The organism is Streptomyces sp. MA5143a (assembly GCF_900290235.1).
GTDB lineage: Bacteria > Actinomycetota > Actinomycetes > Streptomycetales > Streptomycetaceae > Streptomyces.
Map to the genome: position 1 here is coordinate 106,368 of NZ_OLMK01000007.1, position 26,081 is coordinate 132,448.

The following is a 26,081-nucleotide window of genomic DNA, read 5'->3' on the forward strand; positions in this document are numbered from 1 at the left end:
CATGAGGACGACTGGTGGCGGCAGTTGTACGACGACGCCAGTGGGGACACGGGCCCCTCGGTCGCGGCCGATTCCCTCGACGACCGGTTCGCCTCGGCGGCGAACACGGTCGCGAATCGGCCGACGACACCGTCGAACGGGACGAGCGTGACCGGCCCGCCGAGCGCGCAGCGACCCCGGGGAGCCGAACCGGACGGACGGGACGGACGGGCCGGACGGGCCGGACGGGACGGACCGAGCGGTACGGGTGCGAGAAGCACCGGCGCCGGCAGCAGCTCCGCCCCCGGAGGCTCGGCGGTCCCGTCGGGCCCCTCGGCCACCGGTCCCCTTGCGGACAGGGTCCCGCCCCAGGGTTCCCCCGACCACCGGGCACCCGCCCCCGCCCCGGCTCCCGAGCCGCCTCCCACGCCCCCGGCCGCCGACTCCGCCACCGAGGCCCTGCGCCGCAGTGGCCTGCACCCCCAGCCGCCCCCATGGGAGCCGACGCCCAACGCGTCCTCACCGCCCGACGCCGCCCCGCCCTCCCAGCCGCCCCCGACGGACCGGCCCCCGTCCGCCGAGCAGCCCCCCGTCGCTCAGCAGCCCTCAGCCGACGGCCAGCCCCCGTCCGCTGCACGGCCCCCGTCCGCCCCGCAGTCGTCCGCTGCACCGCTTCCGCCCGCCCCGCCGTCGTCCGCTGCACCGCCTCCGTCCGCCCCGCCGTCGGGCGGCGAGTGGGCGCAGTCCGCCGAGCAGCCCCGAGTCGGCGGTCAGCCCCCGTCCGGCGATCAGCCTTCAGCCGACGGCCAGCCCCCGTCCGCTGCACGGCCCCCGTCCGCCGGGGAGCCCCGAGTCGGTGGTCAGCCCCCGTCCGGCGATCAGCCTTCAGCCGGCGGCCAGCCCCCGTCCGCTGCACGGCCCCCGTCCGCCCCGCCGTCGTCCGCTGCACCGCTTCCGTCCGCCCCGCCGTCGGGCGGCGAGCGGCCGCCGTCCGTCGGGGAGCCCCCGTCCGCCGACGCGCCGGAGCCCGGGGTCTTTCCACCCGGGCCCAAGCCGCCCGGGTTCCGTTCGGCTTCGTCGGGTGCGCGGCCGTCCGGGGAGGCGGCTCCCGGCAGTGGCGCGGGCTCGCCGCCCCGGCCGGACGCCCGCCCCGGTTCCGCCGCCCCGTCGTCGAGGCGGTCGCGGCCGTCCGGCTCGCTGTGGCCTCCGGGGCCCTGGGCGCGCCCGGCCGGGCCGACCCGCTCCGGAACGGGCCCGCTGGGCTCCACCCCCTGGTCGCCCCCCGCCACACCTCCGCCCACCGGCGCCGCCCCGCCCCCTGCGGCCCATGCCGTGCCACCCCCGCCCTCCACTCCCACCCCCGTGCCGCCCGCCCCGGCCCACCCCGCACCGACCGGCGACGTCCCACCGCCACCGCCTCCGCCACCGCCTCCGCCCACCGGCGCCGTCCCCTCCACTCAGCCTCCCGCCGCCCCTCCGTCGGCCCCCACCCCACCCGGTACCCCCTCCCCGGACGGCCCCCCGGCAGTGGTGCCCCCTTCCTCACCTCCGGTTCTCGGTGCCTCGGCGGGTACCGCCGTGCCCTCCGGTCCCGCCGTCCCCGAGCCCTCCGACGCGCGGCCCGGCGCGGACGTGGACCCGCGCACCCTCCAGGCGCAGGAGGTGAGGCTGGCCACCGGCAGTCAGCCGGTGCATGTGGACCACGTGGGGTCCGGGCCGCCCACATACGACCCCGAGCCGACCGCGCTGCCACCGGCCGACCCTGACGATCTCGGTGACCTGGTGGCGGACACGGTGCTGGACGGCGCGCGCTACGGCGCTTGTACGTTGCGTGCCGTCTCCCTGCGCGGGGACTCCTCGCGCTACCGCGGCGAACCGCGCCGGGACTCACTGCTGACCGCCCGGTTCGGTGGGGGCGAGCACGCCCTGGTGCTGGTGGCGATGGCGACCGGCGTCCGGGCGACCCCGGGCGCGCACCGGGCGGCCGCCGAGGCGTGCCGGTGGATCGGGCAGGCGATCGGGCGCAGCCACGCCCGCCTCGTGGAGGACATCAGGGCCGCCCGGCGCGGCGACCTGAAGTCGGGACTGCACCGGCTCACCGACCGCAGCCTCGGCAGACTCCGCGCGAGCGCGGTCGAACAGGGGCTCGACCCGGAGGAGTACACCGCGAGCCTGCGCTGTCTGCTGCTCCCGGCCGACCCCCGGTGCCGCACCCGGGTGTTCTTCGGGGTCGGACCGGGCGGACTGTTCCGGCTGCGGGGCGGGGAGTGGCAGGACATAGAGCCGCGGGTCGCCGAGGCCGCCGGGGCGCCGGTGGTCGGGTTCGGCTCGCTGCCGCACGAGACCCCCGAGGGCGACCGGCTCACCATGGACCTCGGCATCACGACGCCGCCGAGCCCGTACGAACCCGCCCCCGCGCCGCCCCGGGAACCCTTCCGGTTCCGTGCCTCCGTGGCGCGCGAGGGCGACGTCCTGCTGCTGTGCACCCCCGGGCTCGCCGATCCCCTGCGCGGGGAGGAGCAGCTCGCCGACCACCTCGCGGCGCGCTGGCGTACCGAGGAGCCGCCCGGTCTCGCCTCCTACCTCGCCGACACCCAGGTCCGGGTCAAGGGCTACGCGGACGACCGCACCGCGGCGGCCGTCTGGGAGGCGTGACCCTCCGCGGGTACCCGCCCGGGTCATGGGGGCGGGCGAGAGGTGGCCAGGTCAGCCGGGTGAACCGGGCGGACCGGGGTAGACGGAGGGGGCGACGCGCACGGTCCCCCGCCCGGTGGCCGCTGTCAAGCCGTCGTACCGGCCGCCCGGTTGGCCTGTACCAGCGCTTGATTTCAGCCAATGAACATCATCGTCGTCGAGCGGTCCGCGCCCGCCCCTGGTACGAGGCTCGTCCGTCCGTCCCGTGCCGTCGCGACACGGCCGGAACCCCAGTCCCACATGGGGGGTTGGCCGAGACCGCGGGGTCGGGTACCGGCCGCCCCGTCGAGGTCGCGCCGTCGGGTTCGTCGGCGTGTGAGGGGGTTTTCCGGGGCGGGAAGCGCTGTCTTCCGGCGCCGATGGCTGGCTTGACCCTGTGCGTTTGAAGGCGTACGGAGGGTCGTTGACGATTCGACATGAGTGCCGCGATCCGGGCCGGGCAAGGATCCCCGTGTGCGTGTTCGGGCAGGAGGGGAATCGGTCATCGGCGTGTGGGCGGGGGTCATGAAGAGGCAGGCACGAGGAGGCGGTCCCGTGGCGATCGGGGCGTCCTCGGCGGAAACGGTGGAGGAAGAGACCGACGAAGTGCCGGCGCAGCCCGGTGCCGGTCAGCTCAGGCGCAGACTCGGGCGGGCGGATCTCCGGGCGGTGCCCGAGTCCCGCAAGGCCCTGCGGGAGCTGCTACGGCAGTGGGGGCGGCCGGGGAGATCGGAGATAGCGGAACTGCTCACCAGCGAGCTGGTCACCAACGCACTGATCCACACCGACGACGACGCGGTGCTGACCGCCACGGTCTCGCCCCGCGGACTCCATGTGGAGGTACGGGACTTCGTGGCCCGCAGGCCCAGACCGAGGATGTCGCAGACCGACGACAGCACCCATGGCCGCGGTCTCCTCCTCGTGCAGTCCCTCGCCGACTCCTGGGGGGTACGGGCGCACGGGGTGGGCAAGTCGGTCTGGTTCGACCTCGACGGCGGCCTCACCTAGGCACAAGCGACTGGACACGGGCAAACGGACAGGGGCGCGGCTGATGCCGCGCCCCTGTCCGATGGTGTGGTCCGGACTCAGCCGAACTGCTGCTCAAGGTCCTTGAGCTTCCGCTCCAGGGAGTCCAGCCGAGGCAGGGCCATCGTGTCGTCCTCCGCGGTGAGATCCACGGTGATCGACTTGTCAGAGCCGTTGCGCACGGGCTGGAGGGAGGGACGCGTACGCACGGGCAGGGGCTCCGGCGCCGATATGGCAGGCTCCGAGACCGCCTGTGCCGGGACGCGCTCCACCGTGGTGTCCACCTGACGCTGGCCACCACCGCCACCGCCACCGCCGCCACGGCCGGGCAGACCCCGGTGGCCCCGGCTGATGGCCTTGAGGTGGGCGCGCTCCAGACGCTCGTGCTCCCGCTTGCGCGCGCGGTTCTCCTCCTTGATGCGCTTGTCCTCGCGCACCTCGTCCACGGCCTCGTCCAGGCTGCGCACACCCTCCAGGAGCATCAGCGACCAGGCCTTGTACGTCTCACGCGGAGCCCGCAGCCAGCGGACCACCCGGATCTGCGGCAGCGGACGCGGGACCAGGCCCTGCTCGCGCAGCGCCGCACGGCGGGTCTGCTTCAGCGCGCGGTCGAACAGCACCGCGGCGGACAGGGACATGCCGGCGAAGAACTGCGGGGCGCCGTCGTGGCCGAGACCACGGGGCGCGTGCACCCAGTTGAACCAGGCGGCGGCACCCGCGAACGTCCACACGAGTATGCGGGAGCCGAGAGCCGCGTCACCGTGGCTGGCCTCGCGGACCGCGAGCACCGAGCAGAACATGGCGGCGCCGTCCAGGCCGAACGGAACCAGGTACTGCCACCCATTGGTGAGGCCCAGGTTCTGTTCACCGAACCCGACCAGGCCCCGGAAGGAGAGCGCCGCGGCGACGGCGGCACAGCAGAAGAGAAGAATGTAGGAAGCAGTGCCGTACAACGCTTCCTTGCGCCGGCGGCGCTCCTCACTGCGTTCCCAGGAATCCTCGGTCTTAGCGTGCTCCCCGGAGCGCTTGCCGCGCGCGAGCACCGCCACCGCCGCCAGCATGCCCAGGAGCAGTACGGCGCCCGGAAGCAGCCAGTTCAGCGATATGTCGGTCAATCTCATCAGGGGTCCCTTGCATTGGGATAGGGCGTAACGCCCGCCATAGTGACCCAATCCTCGCGGCCCTCAGGGGATTTCGGGGCAAGAGGCCGCCAAGGAAGTGCAATGAGTGACGCCAGGCGGCATTCTGCTCGAACTGCCGCGCGAGGGACGGGAGTTGAGTGCGAGTGAGATTACCCGTTCGAGTGGTTCCACGGAAAGTTCCCGTGATGAGTGAGGAATTTGTGAACCACCTGTAACCCAACAAGGGTCCCACCCGGAGTGGATCTTACGGCACATGCCCCCGGCGATCGCCGGGGGGTCCTGGTCGCGCCGTGGGAGACGGCCCGTCAGGCTGCCGCGGGCGCCGTGAGCTTGGCGATCCGTTCGGCCTCGCAGGTGCGCGGGCAGGTGGCGCAGGTGTCCTCGGGTGCCAGTGTGTAGTACATGCAGCAGCTCGCCCGCTCCCGCGTCGACAGCGGCTCACCGCCGGGCCCGGCCAGCTCGCGAAAGCCCGCGGCGCCCACGTACGGCCGGGTCGCGCCCGGCAGCAGCAGCTCCAGCTCGCGCCGGCACCGCTCCCGCTCGTCGGGGCCGAGCAGTTCGGCGATGTACCAGACGCCCTCCACGACCTCGTCGGTCGCCATGCCCCACAGGGCACGGCCGCGTCGCCGCATCCGCGGCCCGAAGCCGCCGAGGACCGGTTCTATGTGCTCGGCGAAGGCGGCGCGCACCTCGGCCCGCAGCGCCTCCTCGTCCGGGACCACACGGGCGCCGGGCGCGGTGGCGGCCGGATCGCCGGGCAGGCAGCTGAACGTTTCCCCGCGGACCGCCAGCCGGCTCCGCTCCCGCTGGAACGCCACGTGCTTCGCCGGGAAGCGCGGCACCCGGCGCTCCAGGAACCAGGGGACGGTGAAGAGGAGGCACGCGTGCCAGGAGTAGCGGTGCAGGCCGAAGGCCGCCACCACGTCCGGGCGCCCCTCCCGTCCGTGGTCCCGGAGGATCTGGTCCTCGTCCCACGCTAGGAACGCGTCCAGTTCCGCGCCGCCCGCCGCGAGCCCGGCGGCGCGGACCCATCCCTCACCTTCGGGCAATGGATCCACGAGGGAGAGTTCTGTCACGCTCATCACGGGCAGGACCTCGGTCAGCCGCGCGTAGGCGGCCGTCATGGGTGACGTGCGCGGAGTGGGGACCGGTGCCGGTGCGCAGAGGGGCGTGCGGGGACCGCCGTTTCACCATCGCTACCAAGTAAGGCTTACCTTACCCGAGGCTCGCTCTGGGTAGTCCGGGTTTGAACTGAGGGCATGTGCGCCTATGGTGCTTAACGACCGGTAACAACCCCAGTAGTGACCAACCGCCCCCGGGTGCCGGTGGCCGTACCGGCCGGCCGCACCGCTCGACCCACCCGACACACCCGTGGACCCATGACTCGGCTCGGAGGAGGACCTGTGGACCAGGCCGGACCGCGTTCGCGCCAGGCCCCTGCCGCGAGTGCGCCGGACGCCGCCCGTCCGGCCACGGCCTACCGAGTGCCCGCGCAGCCGGGAGTGACGGACGTCGACCGGGAGCGGGGCCTCACCGCGGACGCCGCCGGGAGCGTCAGTCGACGTGACGCCGGCCGCCGTGATGCCCCCCGCGGTGATGCCGCGCCGACCGGTGAGGCGGGTCGCCGCGATGCCGGGCCGTCGGCCGACGCGGGCCGTCGTGGCGCCGTGCCGCCTGCCGACGCCGCCCGTGGTGAGCACACCCACAGTGAGACGCCGATCCCCCTTCCCCGCAGTGGCGGGGTCGGGGACGAGGCAGGCTCCGACGGGTTGCGCCCGCCGGGGCGCACCGTCGTGCAGCGGGCCTCCGTACGCGGTCAGATCCTCGACGCCCTGCGGGCCGCGCTCGCCGCGGGTGAGCTGACGCCCGGCGAGGTGTACTCGGCGCCCGCGCTCGGCGAGCAGTTCGGGGTCTCGGCGACCCCGGTCCGCGAGGCGATGCAGCAACTGGCGATCGAGGGCGCCGTCGAGGTCGTCCCCAACCGGGGCTTCCGCGTCGTGCGGCGCGGCGCCCGTGAGCTGGCCGAGCTGGCGGAGGTGCGGGCGCTGCTCCAGGTGCCGGTGATCCTACGGCTCGCGCGGACGCTGCCGGCCGACAGCTGGGCCGGGCTCAGGCCGCTGGCCGAGGAGACGGCGCGGGCGGCGTCCGCCGGGTGCCGGGCGACGTACGGGGAGGCGGACCGGGCCTTCCACCGGGGGATGCTGTCGCTGGCAGGCAACGAGCAGTTGGTACAGATCGCGGACGACCTGCACCGCCGGAGTCAGCTGCCGCTGACCGCCGGGTCGGCCGCTTCGCGGTTGGAGCTGATGGCCGACGCGGCGGAGCACATCGCGCTGCTGGACGCGCTGGCCGCGGGGGATCTCGAGGCCGTGGAGTGCCTCATGGGGAACCACTTCGGTGGGGCGGTCTAGCGCCGTAGGGGTGCGGGTCGTTCGCCGGGTGCCCGCAGTCTGTGGCTGGTCGCGCAGTTCCCCGCGCCCCTAGAAGCAGGGCGGCGTCCGGTGTCGTTTCCCCGCCCTCACGCCGTGGCCGCCGGTGGGGCCAGCTGCCGGGAGAGCCAGGTCGGTACGCCGCCCAGGAGGCGGAAGAGGCGGCGGGCCTCCTCGCGGAGGCGGGACGCCTCCGGTTCGGGCTCGGTGTCGGCGAGCGAGGCGAGCGCGGGCGCCGTACCCACGAGGTAGCCCAACTCCTCGCGGATGCGCAGGGATTCGGCGAAGCCGTGGCGCGCCTCGGCCAACTCGCCCTCACGCAGGGCGAGTCCCGCCAGATGGCGCCAGGTGAACGACTGGAGCAGCAGGTTGTCGTGCGCGGTGGCGCCGGCGTGGGCCCGGCGGTAGGCGGCGCGGGCGGCCTGCGGGGCGTGGGCGAGGTTCTCCGCGAGGAGGCCCCGGCGGAAGTCGAGCAGCGCCCGGCCGGGCGCTCCCGGCGCGATCAGGGCGGCGGCCCGGCCCAGCGCGGCCCGCGCCTCGTCCGAGCGGTCGCGGACCCCGAGCAGCGTGGCCGCGTACGCCAACTGGCCGCGCTCACAGGCCGCCGCGCCCCGCTCGTCGTCGGTCCGGGCCTGCGCCTCGGCCGTGCGCAGCGCGTCCTCGGCCTCCTCCCAGCCCTGCTCGGTGTAGAGGCAGCGTTCGACGAGGAGCGCGGTGCGCTGCAGCGCGGCCTGTGGGGTGACGGGGTCGATGAGGGCGGCCGCGTCCACCCAGCAGGCTCGTGAACGCAGGCGCCATACCGCGGTCTGGAGTGGATCGTCGCCGGCGGTCGTTCCGTTACCAGACATGGCGGTATGCGCCACGTTGCCCTCCCCGAGCACACCGTTGAGCTTTGAGTTGGTGGCCGCATCTCAGCACGAATGGCCGGGCTGGCCAAGAGGGTGGGTGAAAGAATTCACAAAGTCATGGGGTGCGGAGGGGCGCACATCGATCTTCGTCCACCACCCCCGGGCCCTCGCGCCGTCGGCGCCAACTCGCCGCCCGTGGGCGCTAACTCATCCGCAGCGCCAGGAAGAAGTCCAGCTTGTCCTCCAGCCGGGACAGGTCCCGGCTCGTCAACTGCTCGATACGGCCCACCCGGTAACGCAGCGTGTTGACGTGCAGGTGGAGGCGGGCCGCGCAGCGGGTCCAGGAGCCGTCGCACTCCAGGAACGCCTCCAGGGTGGGGATCAGCTCGGCGCGGTGGCGGCGGTCGTAGTCGCGCAACGGGTCCAGGAGCCGGGCGGTGAAGGCGCGGCGGACGTCGTCGGGGACGAAGGGCAGCAGCAGGACGTGGGAGGCCAGCTCCTGGTGGCCGGCCGCGCAGACCCGGCCGGGGCGGGCCGCCGCCACCCGGCGGGCGTGCCGGGCCTCCTCCAGGGCGCCCCGCAGGCCCTCCGCCGAGTGCACGGACGCGCTGACACCGAGGGTGAGCCGCCCGTCGCCGTCGAGGCCGGCCGACAGCGGGTCCCGTACGGCGGCGAGGAGGGTGTCGGCGTGGATGCCGGACTCGGAGCCGTCGTGCTCCGTGGAGACGGCGGGCAGGGGGACGAGCGCGATGGCCTCATCACCCGTGTGGGCGACGGCGATCCGGTCCGACTGCTCGGGGCCGGTCGCCAGGGGGTCCACGAGGATCTCCTCCAGCAGCGCCTGCGCCACCGGCCCCCCGTCGATCCCGCCCGCCCGCCGGCCGCCGCCGGTGTCGGCCGCGGGGCCCTGCTCCTCCCACTCGACCCGCGCCACGACGACCTGCCAGTGCGGGGCCGCCCCGAGGCCGGGCAGGAGCACCGGCGCGGCGACCCGCAGCCGGGCCGCGATCTCGGCGGGTGCCGAACCCGCCTGCACCAGTTCCAGGACCTCCTGGGCGAGCCGGCGCCGTACCGTGCGGGCCGCGTCGCGGCGGTCCCGCTCGACGGCGATCAGCTGGGTGACGCCGTGCAGCAGGTCGAGCCGCTCGGCGGGCCAGTCCCCGGCGTCGGCCTCGACGGCGAGCAGCCAGTCGGACAGCACCGTCTCGCGCACATCACGGGCGGTGTTCCCGGAACGGCCCGCGCCGCCGATGGGGAACAGGGAGTACGTGGTCGTGCCCACGCCCACCCGGTACGGCCCGCGCCGCCCGGTGCGCGCCGCCGCCAGGTGTTCGCCGGCCAGCCGCGCGCACAGCTCGGCGGGCAGAGCGGGCCCCCCGACCTTGGGGCCCGCGATGAGACGGCCGGTGGGGGAGAGGACCCACGCCCGCAGGTCCAGGTCGGAGCCGAGCAGATCGAGGACGACGTCCGGGCCGCCGCCCGCCGGGCCGGACGTCATCATCCGGCGGTGGCGGTCCACCACGGCCGCCAGGTCCCCGGCGCGTTCGCCGGAGACCTGCCGCACGACGTGCTCGGTGATCGTCGCGAAGGCCACCGACTCGTTGACCGCCAGCAGCGGCAGCCGGTGCCGGGCGCAGGCCACGACGAGATCCTCGGGGACGTCGCCCAGCTCGGCCTCACCCGCCGCCAGGGCGGTGACACCGGCGCCGACGAGGATCCGTACGAAGGGCTCGGAGTCGGTGGCGTCACGGCGCCAGGCGAGACCCGTGAGCACCAGCTCGCCGCCGGAGAGGTAGCGGCTGGGGTCCCGCAGGTCGGTGGTCATCACACCCCGCACGGTGCGATTCAGCTCGTCCTCGCCGCCGAGCAGCCGCAGACCCAGCGCGTCGGTGTCCAGCAGTGCGCGCAGGCGCATTCTCGTCGCCGCCGTTCCTGTCTCGAAATCTATGGTCGGTTCGCCCGGGGGGCGCCCCGGTGGCTTCCGGAGGAGGGTGGTTACGGAAGGCCGGGACACGTCCGGGGCGTGGCCTGGGACTTTCGAAAACCGACCCGCCCGGCTCCGGGTGTGTGCTGTGTGTTTCCAGAGCAAAACGAGGAGGTTGCTGATGGCCTCCGTTCATACGAATCTACAAGATACGCCCCCTGGCCAGGCAACTCCTTCATGGTTTCCGTGACTGACCGGGGCGGAGGAGAGCGCTGTGTACTGGCGACGACCCCTCATGAACAGCACATGAACGAGCCGGGCCCGCCGCACACGATCTGGCTCAAACGGAACCACTCCGAGACGACTGAGACGAAGAAGAGAGCCGGTCAGATGGACTTCCTTCGCCCCGCCAGCTGGGAGGAGGCGCTCGCCGCGAAGGCCGAGCACCCCACCGCTGTGCCGATCGCCGGCGGCACCGATGTGATGGTCGAGATCAACTTCGACCACCGTCGGCCCGAGTACCTGCTGGATCTGAACCGGGTCGGCGACCTCTATGAGTGGGAGGTCGGCGAGGAGACGGTTCGCCTGGGCGCTTCCGTCCCCTACACCCGGATCATGGAGCACCTCCGGCCCGAGCTGCCCGGCCTCGCCCTGGCCTCGCACACGGTGGCCTCCCCGCAGATCCGCAACCGCGGCGGCGTCGGCGGCAACCTCGGCACCGCCTCCCCGGCCGGCGACGCCCACCCGGCCCTCCTCGCAGCGGGCGCCCGGGTCGAGGTCGAATCCGTACGGGGTTCCCGGCTCATCCCGATCGACGACTTCTACACCGGCGTCAAGCGCAACGCGCTCGCCCCCGACGAGCTGATCCGCGCCGTCCACATCGACAAGGCGGACGGACCGCAGCAGTACTCCAAGGTCGGCACCCGCAACGCCATGGTCATCGCCGTGTGCGCCTTCGGACTGGCCCTGCACCCCGCGACGCGCACCGTCCGCACCGGCATCGGCTCGGCCGCGCCGACCCCCGTCCGGGCCAGGGCCGCCGAGGAGTTCCTGAACGCGGCGCTCGACGAGGGCGGCTTCTGGGACAACGGCAGGATCATCACCCCGTCGGTCGCCAAGCAGTTCGCCGAGCTGTGCTCCGCCGCCTGCAACCCCATCGACGACGTCCGCGGCACCGCGAGCTACCGCCGGCACGCCGTCGGCGTCATGGCCCGCCGCACGCTCATGTGGACCTGGGAGTCGTACCGCGGCAACGCCGCCCGCACGGAGGGAGTGGCGTGATGCGCGTCAATTTCACGGTCAACGGACGTCCGCAGGAGGCCGACGACGTGTGGGAGGGCGAGTCCCTGCTGTACGTCCTGAGGGAACGCCTCGGGCTCCCCGGCTCCAAGAACGCCTGCGAACAGGGCGAGTGCGGTTCGTGCACCGTCCGCCTGGACGGCGTCCCGGTGTGCGCGTGCCTGGTCGCCGCCGGGCAGGTGGAGGGCCGCGAGGTCGTCACCGTCGAGGGCCTCGCCGACTACGCCAAGCAGCGCGCCGAGCACGCCGGTTGCGCCTCCGGCGCGTGCGGCACCGCGGACACCGCGGCCGGCACCCCGCTCGACGAGGCCCGGCACTGGGCCGCCCGGGGCGCCGACTCCCAGACCGGCGAGGGCACCGAACTCTCCCCGGTCCAGCAGGCGTTCATCGACGCCGGCGCCGTCCAGTGCGGCTTCTGCACCCCCGGACTGCTCGTCGCCGCCGACGAGATGCTGGAGCGCCACCCCAACCCGACCGACGCGGACATCCGCGAGGCCCTCTCGGGCAACCTGTGCCGCTGCACCGGCTACGAGAAGATCATGGACGCGGTCCGCCTCGCGGCCGCCCGGCAGTCCGAAGGGGTCTGATCATGGGAACCACCGGCCTGCCCACCAACATCACCCAGGGCTCCCGCACCAAGGGCGGCATCGGCGAGTCCACCCTCCGCCCCGACGGCACCCTCAAGGTCACCGGAGAGTTCGCCTACTCCTCCGACATGTGGCACGAGGACATGCTCTGGGGCCAGATCCTGCGCTCCACGGTCGCCCACGCCGAGATCGTCTCCATCGACACCGGCGAGGCCCTCGCCACCCCCGGCGTGTACGCCGTGATGACGTACGACGACCTGCCGACCGACGTGCGGAACTACGGCCTGGAGATCCGGGACACCCCGGTCCTCGCCCACGGCAAGGTCCGCCACCACGGCGAGCCCGTCGCGATCGTCGCCGCCGACCACCCGGAGACCGCGCGCCGCGCCGCCGCCAAGATCAAGGTCGAGTACCGCGAACTGCCCGTCATCACCGGCGAGGCCTCCGCGACCGCGCCGGACGCGATCCTCGTCCACGAGAACCGCACCGACCACCACATCGGACACGTCCCCCACCCGAACATCGTCCACCGCCAGCCCATCGTCCGCGGCGACGTCGCGAAGGCCCGCGAACGCGCGGACGTCATCGTCGAGGGCGAGTACGTCTTCGGCATGCAGGACCAGGCGTTCCTCGGCCCCGAGTCCGGGCTCGCCGTCCCCGCCGAGGACGGCGGCGTCGACCTCTACGTCGCCACCCAGTGGCTCCACTCCGACCTGCGCCAGATCGCCCCCGTGCTCGGCCTGCCCGAGGACAAGGTCCGTATGACGCTCGCCGGGGTCGGCGGCGCCTTCGGCGGGCGCGAGGACCTGTCGATGCAGATCCACGCCTGCCTGCTGGCCCTGCGCACCGGCAAGCCCGTCAAGATCGTCTATAACCGCTTCGAGTCGTTCTTCGGCCACGTCCACCGCCACCCCGCGAAGCTCCACTACGAGCACGGGGCCACCAAGGACGGCAAACTCACCCACCTCAAGGCCCGCATCGTCCTCGACGGCGGCGCCTACGCCTCCGCCTCCCCGGCCGTCGTCGGCAACGCCTCCTCCCTCGGCGCGGGCCCGTACGTCATCGACGACGTCGACATCGAGGCCATCGCCCTCTACACCAACAACCCGCCGTGCGGCGCGATGCGCGGCTTCGGCGCGGTCCAGGCCTGCTTCGCGTACGAGGCCCAGATGGACAAGCTGGCCGCGAAGCTCGGCATGGACCCCGTGGAGTTCCGCCGCCTCAACGCCATGTCCCAGGGCACCGCCCTGCCGACCGGACAGGTCGTCGACTCCCCGGCCCCGGTCGCCGAACTCCTGCGCCGCGTCAAGGCGATGCCCATGCCCCCCGAGCAGCAGTGGCTCGCGGCGGGCGAGGCGGCGGACGTACGGGAACTGCCGGGCGGCCTGTCCAACACCACCCACGGCGAGGGCGTCGTCCGCGGCGTCGGCTACGCCGTCGGCATCAAGAACGTCGGCTTCTCCGAGGGCTTCGACGACTACTCCACGGCCCGGGTGCGCATGGAGGTCGTCGGAGGCGAACCGGTCGCGACGGTCCACACGGCCATGGCGGAGGTCGGCCAGGGCGGCATCACCGTCCACGCGCAGATCGCCCGCACCGAACTGGGCGTCACCCAGGTCACCATCAACCCGGCCGACACCCAGGTCGGTTCGGCCGGTTCGACGTCCGCGTCCCGCCAGACGTACGTCACCGGCGGCGCCGTGAAGAACGCCTGCGAACTGGTCCGGGAGAAGGTCCTGGAGCTGGGCCGCCGCAAGTTCGGCACGTACCACCCCGCGTGGGCCACCGCCGAACTCCTCCTGGAGGGCGGCAAGGTCGTCACCGACGCCGGTGAGGTGCTCGCCGACCTGGTGGACGTCCTCGGCGACGAGGCCGTCGAGATCGAGGAGCAGTGGCGGCACCGGCCGACCGAACCCTTCGACCCGCGCACCGGGCAGGGCTTCGGCCACGTCCAGTACTCCTTCGCCGCGCACCGCGCCGTCGTCGAGGTCGACACCGAGCTGGGCATGGTGAAGGTCGTCGAACTCGCCTGCGCCCAGGACGTCGGCAAGGCCCTCAACCCGCTGTCCGTGCTCGGCCAGATCCAGGGAGGCACGACACAGGGCCTCGGCATCGCCGTCATGGAGGAGATCATCGTCGACCCGAAGACGGCGAAGGTCCGCAACCCGTCCTTCACGGACTACCTCATCCCCACGATCCTCGACACGCCGACCATCCCCGTCGATGTGCTCGAACTCGCCGACGACCACGCGCCGTACGGGCTGCGCGGCATCGGCGAGGCCCCCACCCTGTCGTCCACCCCGGCCGTCCTCGCGGCGATCCGGGCGGCGACGGGCCTGGAACTGAACCGCACGCCGGTACGCCCAGAACACCTGACGGGTACGGCGTAGTCCGGTTCGGCCGCGGAGGAGTCCGGTTCGGCCGCGTACGAGCTCGGGGGTGCGGGTTGTTCGGCGACCTCGGGTGGTCTGGGGTTGCTCGCGCAGTTCCCCGCGCCCCTCAAGGGCCTGCGGCCCTTGAAAGCGCCGGGCGCGACCCATGCCGCCCAGGGGCGCGGGGAACTGCGCGACCAGCCCCCACCCACCCGCACCCCGAGCCTGACAGAAGTACCCCCGTTCGTCTCGGGCCGTCCCCCGGGTCGGGCACCTTCCCAAATCCCGTGACCGCAACTCCGCTGTCCGGGGGCCCCTGTGAACCTTGGGAGCAGGCCCACATGACCCAGCAGTCCCTCCAGCCGAAGACCGACGCGTCAGCGGACGACGCGGCCGCGGAACCCCGCGTCCCCGCCGGCGGGTCCCCACTCGACCGGTACTTCCACATCACCGCCCGAGGGTCCTCCGTCGCCCGTGAGGTCCGCGGCGGCGTCACCACCTTCATGGCGATGGCGTACATCCTCCTGCTCAACCCGCTCATCCTGTCCGGCCCGGACGCCGCTGGCGCCACGCTCGGCCAGAAGGCACTGATCACGGCGACCGCCCTCGCGGCGGCCGTCAGCACCCTCCTCATGGGCTTCGTCGGCAGGGTGCCGCTCGCCCTCGCCGCGGGCCTGTCCGTCTCCGGCGTCATCGCCTCGCAGGTCGCCCCGCGGATGACCTGGCCGCAGGCGATGGGCATGTGCGTGATGTACGGCGTGATCATCATGCTGCTGGTCGTCACCGGCCTCCGCGAGATGATCATGAAAGCGATCCCGCTGGCCCTGAAGCACGCGATCACCATGGGCATCGGACTGTTCGTCGCCCTGATCGGCTTCTACAAGGCCGGCTTCGTGCACCAGGGCAAGGCGACCCCCGTCACCCTCGGCCCCGCCGGTGAACTCGCCGGCTGGCCCGTCCTGCTCTTCGCGGCCACCCTCCTCGCGATCTTCATGCTCCAGGCCCGTGGTGTCCCCGGCGCGATCCTGCTCGGCATCGTCGGCGGCACCGTCCTCGCCGTGGCCCTCAACGCCCTCGGCGTCATCGACCCGAGGCAATGGGCGGGCGGCGCACCGGAGTTGCACGGCAGCGCGGTGTCGATGCCGGACTTCTCGCTGTTCGGGCGCGTCGAGTTCGGGGGCTGGGGCGACGTCGGCGCGATGACGGTCGGCATGATCGTCTTCACCCTCGTCCTCGCCGGGTTCTTCGACGCGATGGCCACCATCATCGGCGTGGGCACGGAGGCGGGCCTCGCCGACGACAGGGGCCGGATGCCCGGCCTGTCCAAGGCGCTGTTCATCGACGGCGCGGGCGGCGCGATCGGCGGTGTGGCGGGCGGCTCCGGCCAGACCGTGTTCGTCGAGTCGGCGACCGGCGTCGGCGAGGGCGCCCGTACCGGGCTGTCCTCGGTCGTCACCGGACTGTTCTTCGCCGCCTGTCTGTTCTTCACCCCGCTGACGGCGATCGTCCCCGGCGAGGTCGCGGCGGCGGCCCTGGTCGTCATCGGCGCCATGATGATGACCAACGCCCGGCACGTCGACTGGTCCGACCGCGCCACCGCGGTCCCCGTCTTCCTGACCGTCGTGATCATGCCGTTCACGTACTCCATCACCGCGGGCGTCGCGGCCGGAGTCGTCTCGTACGTCGCCGTCAAGCTCGCCCAGGGCCGGGCGCGGGAGATCTGCGCGTTCATGTGGGGCCTGACGGCGGTGTTCGTCGTCTTCTTCGCGCTCGACCCGATCGAGAGCTGGCTCGGCGTGCACTGAGCCCCGGCCGGGCGCGCACCGGCCGGGCGAGGTCCGGGTCCGCCGTCCGGTACCGTCCGCGCAACCGTCGTACGTGAGGAGACCGAGAGATGCTGGACATCGCCGACGAGCTGCACCGGTGGGTGGGGCAGGGGCGCGACTTCGCCGTGGCCACCGTGGTTGCCGTCGGCGGCAGCGCCCCTCGGCAGCCGGGCGCCGCCCTCGCGGTGGACGCCGACGGCACGGCGATCGGCTCGGTCTCCGGCGGCTGTGTGGAGGGCGCCGTCTACGAGCTGTGCCGACAGGCGCTGGAGGACGGCGAACCGGTCCTCGAACGCTTCGGCTACAGCGACGAGGACGCCTTCGCCGTCGGCCTGACCTGCGGCGGGATCATCGACATCCTCGTGACCCCGGTGCGGGCCGGCGACCCCGTCCGCCCGGTGGTCGCCGCCGCGCTCGCCTCGGCGGCGGGCGGCAGGGCGGCGGCGCTGGCCCGGATCGTCTCCGGCCCGGCGGACCTGCGCGGCCGGGCCCTGCTGGTCCGCCCGGACGGCTCGTACGACGGCGGCTTCGGCGCCCACCCCGAACTGGACCGCACGGTCGTCGCCGAGGCCCGCGCCCTCCTGGACACCGGCCGCACCGGCACCCTGGAGATCGGAGAGCAGGGCTCACGTTGCGGAGCGCCGCTCACGGTTCTGGTGGAGTCCTCCGTCCCACCGCCCCGGATGATCGTCTTCGGAGCCATCGACTTCGCGTCCGCGCTCGTCCGGATCGGCACGTTCCTCGGCTACCACGTGACCGTCTGCGACGCCCGCCCCGTCTTCGCCACCCGCACCCGCTTCCCGGAGGCGGACGACATCGTCGTCGAGTGGCCGCACCGATACCTGGAGCGCACGGACGTCGACGCCCGGACCGTCCTGTGCGTCCTCACCCACGACGCGAAGTTCGACGTACCGCTGCTGCGTCTCGCCCTGCGCCTGCCCGTCGCCTACGTCGGCGCGATGGGCTCCCGCCGCACCCACCTCGACCGTGAGCGACGCCTCCGCGAGGAAGGCGTCACCGACCTGGAGCTGGCCCGCCTCCGCTCACCCATCGGCCTGGACCTCGGCGCCCGCACCCCCGAGGAGACGGCCCTGTCCATCGCCTCCGAGATCGTCGCCCACCGACGCGGCGGCACCGGGGTCCCCCTGACGGGCGCGCACACGCCGATCCACCACGACGGCCCGTCGTCGAACCCGGCGGACGTGCAGAGCCTGAGGGTGTCCTGACGCCCCTTCAGGCTTCCCCCGACTTGTGACTTGACCGCCCGGACGGCAGGGTTGACCGTCGGTGACACGGCAACAGCACGACGGGGGCGGCCAGTTGAGCACGGTGAGCACGGGGCACGGCGCGGGCGAGGGCATGGACGAGGGCCCCGACGGCACCACCGGCATGGACGAGGGTCCCGACGGCGCCACCGGCCTGGACGGCGGCGACGGTGGCACGGGCGCGGGCCCCGGCGACGGCGAGGCCGGCGGGGGAGCCGACGGAACCCGCGACGAGCGTCGGCTGTCGACACCCGCGACCACCCTGCTCGGCCTCTTCCTCCTCGTCGACGTGGTCTTCGTCTGCGGCGCCCTCGTGACCCTGTGGCCGGTGGTCCTGGCGACGGTCGAACCGGGGGCGGACCCCGCGGCCACCGCCCGCTGGTCACCGTTCGGCTTCGGGAACTGGGCGCTGACCGCGGACACGGCGATGCTGCTGGCCGTGGTGGTGTGCAGCGCGCTCGGCAGCTTCGTCCACGCGGCCACCTCGTTCGCGACGTACGTCGGCAACCGGCGGCTCTACGCCAGCTGGCTCTGGTGGTACCTGCTGCGCGCCGGCATCGGTGTGGCCCTCGCGCTCCTCGTCTACCTGCTGCTGCGCGGCGGCCTCTTCGCCGGCAGCTCCGGCGCCGGCGCCACCAACCCGTACGGCTTCTCCGGCATAGCCGGCCTGTGCGGCCTGTTCTCCAAGCAGGCCACCGACAAGCTCCGCGAGATCTGCGACACCCTCCTCAGCACGACGGGTGACGGCGACCGCGACCGCCGGGACGGCCTCGCCACCCCCCGCGACAGCACCCCGCACCACTGACCACGATGACGGCACCACGAACGGGGAACCCCTGATGAGCGATGACATGACCTCCAGCGGCTGGGACGTCCTGGACGCCTCCCACGAGGCACTGCGCACGGCGGTCCGCGCCGTCCCCGCCGACGGCTGGCACCTGCCGACGCCCTGCGCGGAATGGACCGTCACCCAGGTCTTCCAGCACGCCGTCGGCGACCAGATCGGCTACGCCGCCGCGCTGACCGGCGAACCCGGCCCCGACTTCGACCCGTTCGCCCCGTCGGGCGACCTGGAGGGGGCGGACCCGGTGGCGTTCCTGGAGGACGCCCTGGCCCGCGCGGCGAAGGCGTGGGCGGGGGCCGACCGGGACGCCGCCGAGGTGCCCGTGCCGGTACCGCCGCACAAGCTGTCCCCGTGGTCCGGCTCGGCGGCGTGCGGCCTGGACGCGGCGGTCCACGCCTGGGACATCGCCCGGGCGACGGGCGGACCGTCACCGCTCACCCCAGAGCTGGCCCGCCCCCTCCTCAAGGTCGCCAAGGAGATCGTCGAACCGCTCCGCCCCTACGGCGCGTACGCCGCGGCCCTGACCCCCGACGAGGGCGACGACGACGTGGCGGTCCTCCTGCGCCACCTCGGCCGCGACCCCCACTGGAGCGCCTCTTGACCCTGCTCGCGGCGACGTGGGACGCCTTCGGCAGCCGGTCGCACGGTCGAGTACGAACCCCTGGAGGTGCTCAGCGCCCGGAGGGCGTCTCCTCCAACAGCCCGTCCATCGCGCGCCCGAACATCCGCCGGGACACCCACCCGAGGGGCCGGTCGCAGAAGCCCGGCAGCCGGTGGACGCGCAGTTCCTCGCGCCACAGGACACGCGAAGCGACGGGCATGGAGGCGGAGTCGGGTCCGGCTCCCACGACGTCGCCGTAGGGACGGACCTCGATCTCGGCCCAGCCCTTCACCAGGGACCCGTGCTTGACGAGCCGACACCGCCCCGCACCCCCGCTCTCCGGCGGCTGCCACACCACCACCTCCATCGGATCGTCGAAGGCGAGGGGGCCGACACCGCTGCGGGCGACGAAGACCGTGCCCTCGGCGGTCGGGGGAGGAGTGCGGACGGTGACCCGGGTCAGGGGGACGACGTCGGCGTGGCGATGCCAGTCGGTGAGACGCTGCCAGGCCAGGTCGGTGGGGAGGCTGGAGAGGCGTTCGAGGGAGAAGAGGACCACGAAGCCGATCGTAGGTGAACAATCGGGGACACGGCGGACGCATCCCACCGTCCCCGCCCCACGAACGACCACTGCCCGCGCTACCGGACGCGAGCAGGCAAGCCGCGCGGGACCTACCGCCGCCACCCCGCGTACGGCAGCATGAGCCCCGTCCGCACGTCCCGCCCCGGCCGGAAGGTGCACCCCCGTGGACCGTGAACTGCACGCCAGGCTCGACGAGTTGCAGCGGGATCCGTATCCGCACTACGCGCGGGCGCGGGCGGCGGAGGGGCTCACCTATGTGCCGGAGCTGGACTCGTGGCTGGTGGTCCGGGACGCGGACGTGCGGGAGGTGCTGCGGCGGCCGGAGGACTTCTCGTCGGCCAACGCGCTGCGCCCCGACGTGATGCCCGCGCCCGCCGCCCTGGCCGTGCTGGCCGGCGGCTTCGGCGGCCGTCCGGTCGTCGTGACCGCCGACGGGGCCCCGCACCAGGCGCTTCGGGCACCCATCGCGCGCGGCCTGTCGCCCGCGCGGGTCGGCGCCGTCCTCCCGTACGCCGCCGAGCGGGCCGCCGCGCTCCTCGACGGCTTCGAGAAGGACGGCCGGGTCGAACTGATGGCCGCCTACGCCGGGAAGCTGCCCGGCGACGTCATCGGGCGCCTCGTCGGGTTCGACCCGGCGGACGTACCGGCCCTGGTGCACGGCGGTCACCGGCTCGAGGAACTGCTCTTCCGGCCCCTGACGGAGGCCGAGCAGATCGCCGCCGCCGAGGACGTGGTGGCGATGTCCCACCGCGTCGACGCGTTCGTCCGTGCCCGCCGCGCCGACCCCCGTGAGGACCTGGTCACCGACCTCATCACCTCCGTCGCCGGGCCGGGCGACGGCGAACTGACGCTCGATCAGCGTCATGAGCTGGTCGCCCATCTTCAGAACCTGCTCATCGCCGGGCATCTGACGACCACGGCCCTCATCGGCACGACCCTTCTGCACCTCCTGCGCCACCCCCGCCAGTGGGAGCTGCTGTGCGCCCACCCCGACCGCATCCCGGCCGCCATCGAGGAGGCCGCCCGGTACGACACGGCCCTCCAGGGCTTCCGCCGGGTCACCACCCGGGCCGTCACCCTCGCGGGCACCGAACTGCCCGCCGGCTCCCCGGTGTTCCTCGCGTTCGGCGGCGCCAACCGCGACGGCTCCCGCCACCCGGACCCCGACGACTTCGACATCACCCGCACCGCCGCCGCCCGTCATCTCTCCTTCGGCCTCGGCGTCCACGCCTGCCCCGGCTCCACCCTCGCCCGCGAACAACTCCGCATCACCCTGGAGCTCCTGACCCGCCGGCTCCCGGGGCTGCGCCTCGCGGACGACCAACGGATCGTCATGCGGCCGACCCTGATCCACCGCTCCCCGGAGAGCCTCGACCTCGTCTGGTGACCCCGCCGGGCGGGGAACGGGCTGGCTACCCCGACGGCGGACAGGTCATCGCCCTAAGGGGACCTCGGATCACCGCGACTCCCACGGAGATCCGTCAGAAGAGCCCTGGTCGACTCACACGTCCAGCACCTCCCGCGCGGCCACCGGCGCCCCCGTCACCAGTGACCGGTTCGCCGCCAGCCCCGTCACCAGGGACCTCGCCCCGTCCACCGCGTCCGCGGCGCGGCCCAGCCCGTCGGGGACGCGGTCACCGAACAGGTCGGCCAGCATCCGTACGTCCCCGCCGCCGTGCCCGCCCTCGCCCGTCGCGACCCTCACCTCACGCGGCCGCTCCCAGAACCGCCGTACGAGCAGCTCGGTCCGTCCGGCCCCGTCGCCGGTCTCCGTGCCGTGCAGGACGGGGCTCGCCCCGGTGACCCGGACGTGCGGGCGGGTCCACGTCGACTCCTCCACCAGCAGCTCCAGACGGCCCTCGCTGCCGTTGAAGGCGATGCGGTAGCCCTCCCAGGGCGCGTACGCCGTCAGGTGGTACGTCAGGGTCGCCCCGGACGCGTACCGCACGAGGACCGCCATGTCGTCCTCGATGGTGACGCCGGGCCCGAAGACGTTCCGGTCGCGGTGGTAGCCGTCCTCCCGCTCGGCGTCCAGGTAGAGCGCGCTGAGGACGGGGGAGTCCTCGAGGCGCAGGGCGAAGGGGTCGCCCTCGGCGGCCGGGGAGCCGTGGGCGCGGTCGTAGTCGCGGGCGAGTCCTCGGCGCCGGCCCGCCTCGTCGCCGTAGAAGAAGAGGCCGCCCTGGGCGAAGACCGTCTCGGCGCGGGTGCCGAGCCACCAGTTGACCAGGTCGAAGTGGTGGGTCGACTTGTGGACCAGCAGCCCGCCGGAGTTCGCCTTGTCGCGGTGCCAGCGGCGGAAGTAGTCGGCGCCGTGCCGCAGATCGAGCAGCCACTCGAAGTGCACCGAGCCGACCTCGCCGATCTCACCGCTCGCGAGCAGCTCCCGAACGGCCGAGTGCACCGGGTTGTAGCGGTAGTTGAAGGCGACCCGCACCTCGCGGCCCGTCCGGCGGCGCGCGTCCAGGATGCGGCGGGCGCGCCCGGCGTCGGTGGTCATCGGCTTCTCGGTGACGACGTCGCAGCCCGCCTCCAGGGCCCGCACGATGTAGTGGTCGTGGGACCGGTCCACGCCGCACACCACCACCAGGTCGACCCGCTCGCGCCGCAGCATGTCCTCGAACTCCCCGGCGGCGTAGGCCGGTACGGGCGCCCGGCCGGGGTGGTCGGCGGCGATCCAGGTGTTGTGGACGGCCATGCGGTGCGCGTTGGTGTCACAGAGGCCGACGAGGTCGATCCGGTCCGCGAAGGGCCCCGTCAGCGCCTCGGTGAACATCCGTGCGCGGGCGCCGAGTCCGACGACGGCGGCCCGGCGGCGGCCCACGGAGACGGTGCAGGGGTCTTGTTGTGACATCCGGACCTTCCCTAGGGTCTCGTACGGGGGGTGGAAGCGCTTTCTAGTGAAAGAGGTGACCCACTCATGCCCGGAAACAGGACAAGGAAGTCCTCCGCGACGGCCGTGGTCCTCGCTCTGTGCGCGGTGCTCGGCGGCTGCTCGGGCGCGGAGGAGTCGGGCGGCGGCGGCAAGGTCGTCCTGCGCTACACCTGGTGGGGCAACCCCGACCGGGCGGCGAGAACCCAGCAGGCCGTCGACCTCTTCGAGAAGAAGCACCCCGGGATCGAGGTGCAGACCTCGTTCTCCGGTTACGACGCCTACAAGCAGAAGCTGGCGACCCAGGCCGCCGGCGGTGACGCGCCCGACGTCATGCAGCTCGACTACCGCATGATCGACCAGTACGCCTCCGGGGGCGTCCTGCTGGACTTCGCCGAGCAGCGGGCCGCCCTCGACACCGACGCGTTCGACACCGGGCTCCTCGCCACCGGGAAGGTCGACGGCAGGCAGTACGCGATTCCCCAGGCCCGCGGCACCGAGACCGTCGTGTACGACGCGAAGCAGTGGAAGGCGGCCGGGGTCGCCGCGCCCCGCGAGGGCTGGACGTGGCACGACTGGGCCGACACCATGCGGGAGTTGGCGCGGAAGACCGGGCGGCCGGGCGGCACGGACCCCGGCTGGAGCGAGGACGCCTTCGAGGTCTGGCTGCGCGGCCGCGGCAAGGCCCTCTACACCGAGGACCGGCGACTCGGCTTCACGGCGGACGACCTGACCCGCTACTGGACGTTCACCGACCGGCTGCGCCGGGAGGGCGCCGTCTCGCCCGCCGAGGAGACCACCCAGCTCGACGGCACGGTGGAGAACACCCCGCTCGGCCGCGGCAGGGCCCTGTCCGACAACAACTGGGACGCCCCGGCCAGCGGCTACCTCGGGCTCCTCCCCGACGGCGAGGTCACGCTCGCGCCGATGCCCTCGGGCGAGGACGGCACACCCGGCCAGTACTTCAAGCCGTCGATGTTCATGGGCGTGGCCGCCGACACGAGTCACCCCGAGGAGTCCGTCCGCCTCGTCGACTTCATGCTGAACGACCCCGAGGCCGCGAAGATCCTCGGCGCCACCCGCGGCATCCCCGTCAACGAGACCCTCCGCGAGGAGATCGCGCCGGACCTCAAGGACTTCGACCGGACCATCTACGACTACCAGGCTTCCCTGGAGGGCGAGTTGAAGGCGCCGCCCCAGGCGCCCCCCTCCGGTGACAGCGCCCTGCAGACCACCTTCCAACGCGACTACGACCAGGTGTCGTACGAGCGGATGTCCCCCCGAGAGGCCGCCGAGAACTACCTCACCGAGGCGAAGGCGGAGCTGAGGTCATGACCACCACACAGATGCCGACGACCGTACGGGGCGAGGGCGCCGCACCCCCCGCCAGGCCCGCCCGCGGGCCCCGACGCGAGGGCGCCGCCTGGGTGTTCCTCTCCCCGTGGGTACTGGGCGCCTGCGTCCTCACCCTGCTCCCGATGGCCGTGTCGCTCTACCTCTCCTTCACCGACTACGACCTGTTCGACGCGCCCAACTGGGTGGGCCTGCGCAACTACACGCAGATGTTCACCGAGGACCCCCGCTACTGGCGTTCGGTCGGGGCGACCCTCACGTACGTCGTCATCGCCGTCCCCCTGCAACTGGCCCTCGCCCTCGTCGTGGCACTGGCCCTGAAGAACATGCGGCACGGCAAGGCCTTCTACCGGTCCGCGTTCTACGCCCCGTCCCTCCTCGGCGCCTCCATGTCCATCGCCCTCGTCTGGCGGGCGATCTTCAACGACGGCGGCACGGTCGACCAGCTGCTCGGCACCGGCGGCTGGGTCAACAAGCCCGGCTGGGCGCTGCTCGCGGTGGCCCTGCTGACGGTGTGGCAGTTCGGCGCCCCGATGGTCATCTTCCTCGCCGGACTCCAGCAGATCCCGGGGGAGTTGTACGAGGCGGCCGAGGTCGACGGCGCCGGGCGATGGCGCCGGTTCCTGTCGATCACCGTGCCGATGCTGTCACCGGTGATCTTCTTCAACGTGGTCCTCCAGACCATCCAGGCCTTCCAGGTCTTCACCCCCGCCTTCGCGATCAGCGCGGGCAAGGGCGGCCCCGCCGACTCCACCCTCTTCTACACGCTCTACCTCTACGACCGCGGCTTCGTCGCCTCCCACATGGGTTACGCCTCCGCCATGGCCTGGGCCCTGCTGCTCGCCATCGGCGTGGTCACCGCCGTCCTGTTCCGCACGTCCCGCTCCTGGGTCTTCTACGCCTCCGAGGGGGACCGATGACCACCACCACGACAACGCCCGCCACCGCCACCGCACGCGGGCCCTTCGCCTGGCGGCGCCTGGCCCTGCACGCAGCGTGCCTGGCCGCCCTGCTGATCATGCTCTACCCGCTGGCCTGGCTCCTCGCGACCTCGGTGAAACCGGCGGACGAGGTCATCGCGAGCCTCGACCTGCTGCCCGGCCGTCTGGAATGGTCCAACTACGAGACCGCCCTGGAAGGCGTCAACGACGTCTCGGTCGGCAGGCTGCTCGGCAACTCCCTGCTGATCGCGACCGGCGCGGTCCTCGGGAACGTCCTGTCCTGCTCCCTCGCGGCGTACGCCTTCGCCCGCCTTCGATTCCGCTTCCGTGGACCGCTCTTCGCCTTCATGATCGCGACGATCATGTTGCCGCACCACGCGGTGCTGATCCCGCAGTACATCATCTTCAACCAGCTCGGCATGGTGAACACCTACTGGCCGCTGATCCTGCCGAAGTTCCTGGCCACCGAGGCGTTCTTCGTCTTCCTCATCGTGCAGTTCATGCGGGGACTGCCGAGGGAACTGGAGGAGGCGGCCAGGATCGACGGCTGTGGACCGTTCCGGAGCTTCTTCCTGGTGATCCTGCCGCTGACGCGCCCGGCCCTGATCACCACCGCCATCTTCACGTTCATCTGGACCTGGAACGACTTCTTCACCCAGCTGATCTACCTCTTCTCCCCGGAGAAGTTCACCCTGACCCTGGCGCTCAGGTCCTTCGTGGACGCGTCGAGCACCTCAGCGTTCGGCCCGATGTTCGCCATGTCGGTCATCGCGCTGCTGCCGATCGTGCTGTTCTTCCTCGCCTTCCAGCGGTTCCTGGTGGAGGGCATGGCCAACTCCGGGATCAAGGGGTGAGCGCGATGCGGACCGACCGCGAGCCGGGCGAGATCTTCGGACCGAGGATGTCGCTGTTCGCCGATGTGCTGGCCGTCGGCGTCGCCGTGGCGGTGGTGAGCCTGCCGCTGGTGACGCTGCCCGCCGCGCTGTCCACGGCCTGCGAGGTGCTGCGGGGCGTACGCGACGGGCGGCCGGTGACCGCCCGGCGGTTCCTCGGCGGGCTGCGGCGGCGGTTGCGGTCCGGTGACGTCGCCGCCGGGCTCGTCACCCTCGCCGGTCTCGGCCTCCTCCTCGTCGACCTGGCGCTGGTCTCCGCGGGCCTGCCCGGCGGCCCCGCCCTCGGCCTGGCGGTCGCCGCCGTCGGCGTCTGCGCCGCCGTGGTCGGCCTGCGGGCCTGCGCCCGCCCCGAGTCCGCCGTCGACTGGCCCGGCGCGGTACGCGGGGCCGCCCACGACGCCGTGCGCGACCCGGGCGGCAGCGCCCTGGTGGTCCTGGCCGTGCTGACGGCCGCCCTGTGCGCCTGGATGCTGCTGCCCCTGGCGTTCCTCGTCCCCGGACTGCTGGCCCTCGCCCTCACCGCGATCGACGTACGCGGGGCCACCAAGGGAGCCGGGGTGGCGGCAGCGCGCGGAAAAGAGGTCGCCTCCCAGGAGGGCGTGTGATGGGGTGAGGCCCGAACTCGTC

The 26,081-nt window shown here is 73.2% G+C and carries 21 protein-coding genes; 15 read left to right on the forward strand and 6 right to left on the reverse strand.

What is annotated here, in order from left to right:
• The first annotated feature begins 1,176 nt into the window (after window positions 1-1,176).
• Entirely contained in the window at window positions 1,177-2,634 is a 1,458-nt protein-coding gene (locus tag SMA5143A_RS02180) for a protein phosphatase 2C domain-containing protein (RefSeq protein WP_258193230.1), read from the forward strand.
• A gap of 543 nt (window positions 2,635-3,177) precedes the next feature.
• Window positions 3,178-3,660 (forward strand): ATP-binding protein, encoded by a 483-nt coding sequence (locus SMA5143A_RS02185; RefSeq protein WP_107461110.1) that lies wholly within the window; start codon window positions 3,178-3,180, stop codon window positions 3,658-3,660.
• A 77-nt stretch (window positions 3,661-3,737) separates the two neighbouring features.
• Here SMA5143A_RS02185 and SMA5143A_RS02190 read toward each other — a convergent pair whose 3' ends face one another.
• Both SMA5143A_RS02190 and SMA5143A_RS02195 read right to left on the reverse strand, forming a co-directional pair.
• Entirely contained in the window at window positions 3,738-4,799 is a 1,062-nt protein-coding gene (locus tag SMA5143A_RS02190) for a DUF2637 domain-containing protein (RefSeq protein WP_107461111.1), read from the reverse strand.
• Between the two features lie 326 nt (window positions 4,800-5,125).
• On the reverse strand, window positions 5,126-5,944 hold the full coding sequence (locus tag SMA5143A_RS02195) for a (2Fe-2S)-binding protein (RefSeq protein WP_107461112.1): 819 nt from the start codon (window positions 5,942-5,944) through the stop codon (window positions 5,126-5,128).
• 279 nt (window positions 5,945-6,223) lie between these two features.
• Between SMA5143A_RS02195 and SMA5143A_RS02200 the strand changes: the two genes are divergently transcribed.
• On the forward strand, window positions 6,224-7,231 hold the full coding sequence (locus SMA5143A_RS02200) for a GntR family transcriptional regulator (RefSeq protein ID WP_258193227.1): 1,008 nt from the start codon (window positions 6,224-6,226) through the stop codon (window positions 7,229-7,231).
• A gap of 107 nt (window positions 7,232-7,338) precedes the next feature.
• Here the strand turns inward: SMA5143A_RS02200 and SMA5143A_RS02205 are convergent, their stop codons facing one another.
• Window positions 7,339-8,112, reverse strand: a complete 774-nt coding sequence (locus SMA5143A_RS02205; RefSeq protein ID WP_107461142.1) for a hypothetical protein — start codon at window positions 8,110-8,112, stop codon at window positions 7,339-7,341.
• Window positions 8,113-8,299: 187 nt separating this feature from the next.
• Window positions 8,300-10,012, reverse strand: a complete 1,713-nt coding sequence (locus SMA5143A_RS02210; RefSeq protein ID WP_107461113.1) for a PucR family transcriptional regulator — start codon at window positions 10,010-10,012, stop codon at window positions 8,300-8,302.
• 399 nt (window positions 10,013-10,411) lie between these two features.
• On the opposite strand from SMA5143A_RS02210, the gene SMA5143A_RS02215 reads away from it, so the two are divergent.
• From SMA5143A_RS02215 to SMA5143A_RS02245, 7 genes are all read left to right on the forward strand, one after another.
• Window positions 10,412-11,302 carry an FAD binding domain-containing protein gene (locus SMA5143A_RS02215; protein ID WP_107461143.1) on the forward strand — a complete coding sequence of 297 codons (891 nt, stop codon included), beginning with the start codon at window positions 10,412-10,414 and terminating at the stop codon, window positions 11,300-11,302.
• A complete protein-coding gene (locus SMA5143A_RS02220) occupies window positions 11,302-11,907 on the forward strand; it encodes a (2Fe-2S)-binding protein (RefSeq protein WP_107461114.1) in 606 nt (201 codons plus the stop codon). Before SMA5143A_RS02215 ends, SMA5143A_RS02220 begins: the two co-directional genes overlap by 1 nt.
• A 2-nt stretch (window positions 11,908-11,909) precedes the next feature.
• Window positions 11,910-14,297, forward strand: a complete 2,388-nt coding sequence (locus tag SMA5143A_RS02225; RefSeq protein WP_107461115.1) for a xanthine dehydrogenase family protein molybdopterin-binding subunit — start codon at window positions 11,910-11,912, stop codon at window positions 14,295-14,297.
• 323 nt (window positions 14,298-14,620) lie between these two features.
• Window positions 14,621-16,084, forward strand: a complete 1,464-nt coding sequence (locus SMA5143A_RS02230; RefSeq protein ID WP_107461116.1) for an NCS2 family permease — start codon at window positions 14,621-14,623, stop codon at window positions 16,082-16,084.
• Window positions 16,085-16,173: 89 nt separating this feature from the next.
• Window positions 16,174-17,331 (forward strand): XdhC family protein, encoded by a 1,158-nt coding sequence (locus SMA5143A_RS02235; RefSeq protein ID WP_107461117.1) that lies wholly within the window; start codon window positions 16,174-16,176, stop codon window positions 17,329-17,331.
• Window positions 17,332-17,392: 61 nt separating this feature from the next.
• On the forward strand, window positions 17,393-18,175 hold the full coding sequence (locus tag SMA5143A_RS02240; RefSeq protein WP_258193228.1) for a hypothetical protein: 783 nt from the start codon (window positions 17,393-17,395) through the stop codon (window positions 18,173-18,175).
• Window positions 18,176-18,209: 34 nt separating this feature from the next.
• Window positions 18,210-18,815 carry a TIGR03086 family metal-binding protein gene (locus SMA5143A_RS02245; protein ID WP_107461118.1) on the forward strand — a complete coding sequence of 202 codons (606 nt, stop codon included), beginning with the start codon at window positions 18,210-18,212 and terminating at the stop codon, window positions 18,813-18,815.
• A gap of 70 nt (window positions 18,816-18,885) precedes the next feature.
• On the opposite strand, the gene SMA5143A_RS02250 is transcribed toward SMA5143A_RS02245, so the two are convergent.
• On the reverse strand, window positions 18,886-19,374 hold the full coding sequence (locus SMA5143A_RS02250; protein ID WP_107461119.1) for an Immediate-early protein 2: 489 nt from the start codon (window positions 19,372-19,374) through the stop codon (window positions 18,886-18,888).
• Between the two features lie 187 nt (window positions 19,375-19,561).
• On the opposite strand from SMA5143A_RS02250, the gene SMA5143A_RS02255 reads away from it, so the two are divergent.
• The gene (locus SMA5143A_RS02255) at window positions 19,562-20,785 is read left to right on the forward strand and encodes a cytochrome P450 (RefSeq protein WP_107461120.1); all 1,224 of its coding nucleotides are present in this window, start codon (window positions 19,562-19,564) and stop codon (window positions 20,783-20,785) included.
• Window positions 20,786-20,899: 114 nt separating this feature from the next.
• On the opposite strand, the gene SMA5143A_RS02260 is transcribed toward SMA5143A_RS02255, so the two are convergent.
• The gene (locus SMA5143A_RS02260; RefSeq protein WP_107461121.1) at window positions 20,900-22,249 is read right to left on the reverse strand and encodes a Gfo/Idh/MocA family protein; all 1,350 of its coding nucleotides are present in this window, start codon (window positions 22,247-22,249) and stop codon (window positions 20,900-20,902) included.
• A 66-nt stretch (window positions 22,250-22,315) separates the two neighbouring features.
• Here SMA5143A_RS02260 and SMA5143A_RS02265 point away from each other — a divergent pair, with 66 nt between their 5' ends.
• Genes SMA5143A_RS02265 through SMA5143A_RS02280 form a run of 4 tightly spaced genes read left to right on the forward strand, consistent with a single transcriptional unit; the run spans window position 22,316 to window position 26,059 of the window.
• Window positions 22,316-23,602, forward strand: coding sequence for an ABC transporter substrate-binding protein (locus SMA5143A_RS02265; protein ID WP_107461122.1), 1,287 nt, complete (start codon window positions 22,316-22,318; stop codon window positions 23,600-23,602).
• Window positions 23,599-24,540: a carbohydrate ABC transporter permease gene (locus SMA5143A_RS02270; protein WP_107461123.1), complete on the forward strand. Its 942-nt coding sequence runs from the start codon at window positions 23,599-23,601 to the stop codon at window positions 24,538-24,540. The genes SMA5143A_RS02265 and SMA5143A_RS02270 overlap by 4 nt, the downstream gene beginning before the upstream one ends.
• Window positions 24,537-25,415: a carbohydrate ABC transporter permease gene (locus tag SMA5143A_RS02275; RefSeq protein WP_107461124.1), complete on the forward strand. Its 879-nt coding sequence runs from the start codon at window positions 24,537-24,539 to the stop codon at window positions 25,413-25,415. The genes SMA5143A_RS02270 and SMA5143A_RS02275 overlap by 4 nt, the downstream gene beginning before the upstream one ends.
• Window positions 25,416-25,420: 5 nt before the next feature.
• On the forward strand, window positions 25,421-26,059 hold the full coding sequence (locus tag SMA5143A_RS02280) for a hypothetical protein (RefSeq protein ID WP_258193229.1): 639 nt from the start codon (window positions 25,421-25,423) through the stop codon (window positions 26,057-26,059).
• The last annotated feature ends 22 nt before the right edge of the window (window positions 26,060-26,081 follow it).

Coding starts and splice junctions, on each gene's coding strand:
- SMA5143A_RS02185 (WP_107461110.1), top strand. CDS start 3,178: ATGAAGAGGCAGGCACGAGGAGGCGGTCCCGTGGCGATCGGGGCGTCC.
- SMA5143A_RS02190 (WP_107461111.1), bottom strand. CDS start 4,799: ATGAGATTGACCGACATATCGCTGAACTGGCTGCTTCCGGGCGCCGTA.
- SMA5143A_RS02195 (WP_107461112.1), bottom strand. CDS start 5,944: ATGACGGCCGCCTACGCGCGGCTGACCGAGGTCCTGCCCGTGATGAGC.
- SMA5143A_RS02210 (WP_107461113.1), bottom strand. CDS start 10,012: ATGCGCCTGCGCGCACTGCTGGACACCGACGCGCTGGGTCTGCGGCTG.
- SMA5143A_RS02215 (WP_107461143.1), top strand. CDS start 10,412: ATGGACTTCCTTCGCCCCGCCAGCTGGGAGGAGGCGCTCGCCGCGAAG.
- SMA5143A_RS02220 (WP_107461114.1), top strand. CDS start 11,302: ATGCGCGTCAATTTCACGGTCAACGGACGTCCGCAGGAGGCCGACGAC.
- SMA5143A_RS02225 (WP_107461115.1), top strand. CDS start 11,910: ATGGGAACCACCGGCCTGCCCACCAACATCACCCAGGGCTCCCGCACC.
- SMA5143A_RS02230 (WP_107461116.1), top strand. CDS start 14,621: ATGACCCAGCAGTCCCTCCAGCCGAAGACCGACGCGTCAGCGGACGAC.
- SMA5143A_RS02235 (WP_107461117.1), top strand. CDS start 16,174: ATGCTGGACATCGCCGACGAGCTGCACCGGTGGGTGGGGCAGGGGCGC.
- SMA5143A_RS02245 (WP_107461118.1), top strand. CDS start 18,210: ATGAGCGATGACATGACCTCCAGCGGCTGGGACGTCCTGGACGCCTCC.
- SMA5143A_RS02260 (WP_107461121.1), bottom strand. CDS start 22,249: ATGTCACAACAAGACCCCTGCACCGTCTCCGTGGGCCGCCGCCGGGCC.
- SMA5143A_RS02265 (WP_107461122.1), top strand. CDS start 22,316: ATGCCCGGAAACAGGACAAGGAAGTCCTCCGCGACGGCCGTGGTCCTC.
- SMA5143A_RS02270 (WP_107461123.1), top strand. CDS start 23,599: ATGACCACCACACAGATGCCGACGACCGTACGGGGCGAGGGCGCCGCA.
- SMA5143A_RS02275 (WP_107461124.1), top strand. CDS start 24,537: ATGACCACCACCACGACAACGCCCGCCACCGCCACCGCACGCGGGCCC.
- SMA5143A_RS02280 (WP_258193229.1), top strand. CDS start 25,421: ATGCGGACCGACCGCGAGCCGGGCGAGATCTTCGGACCGAGGATGTCG.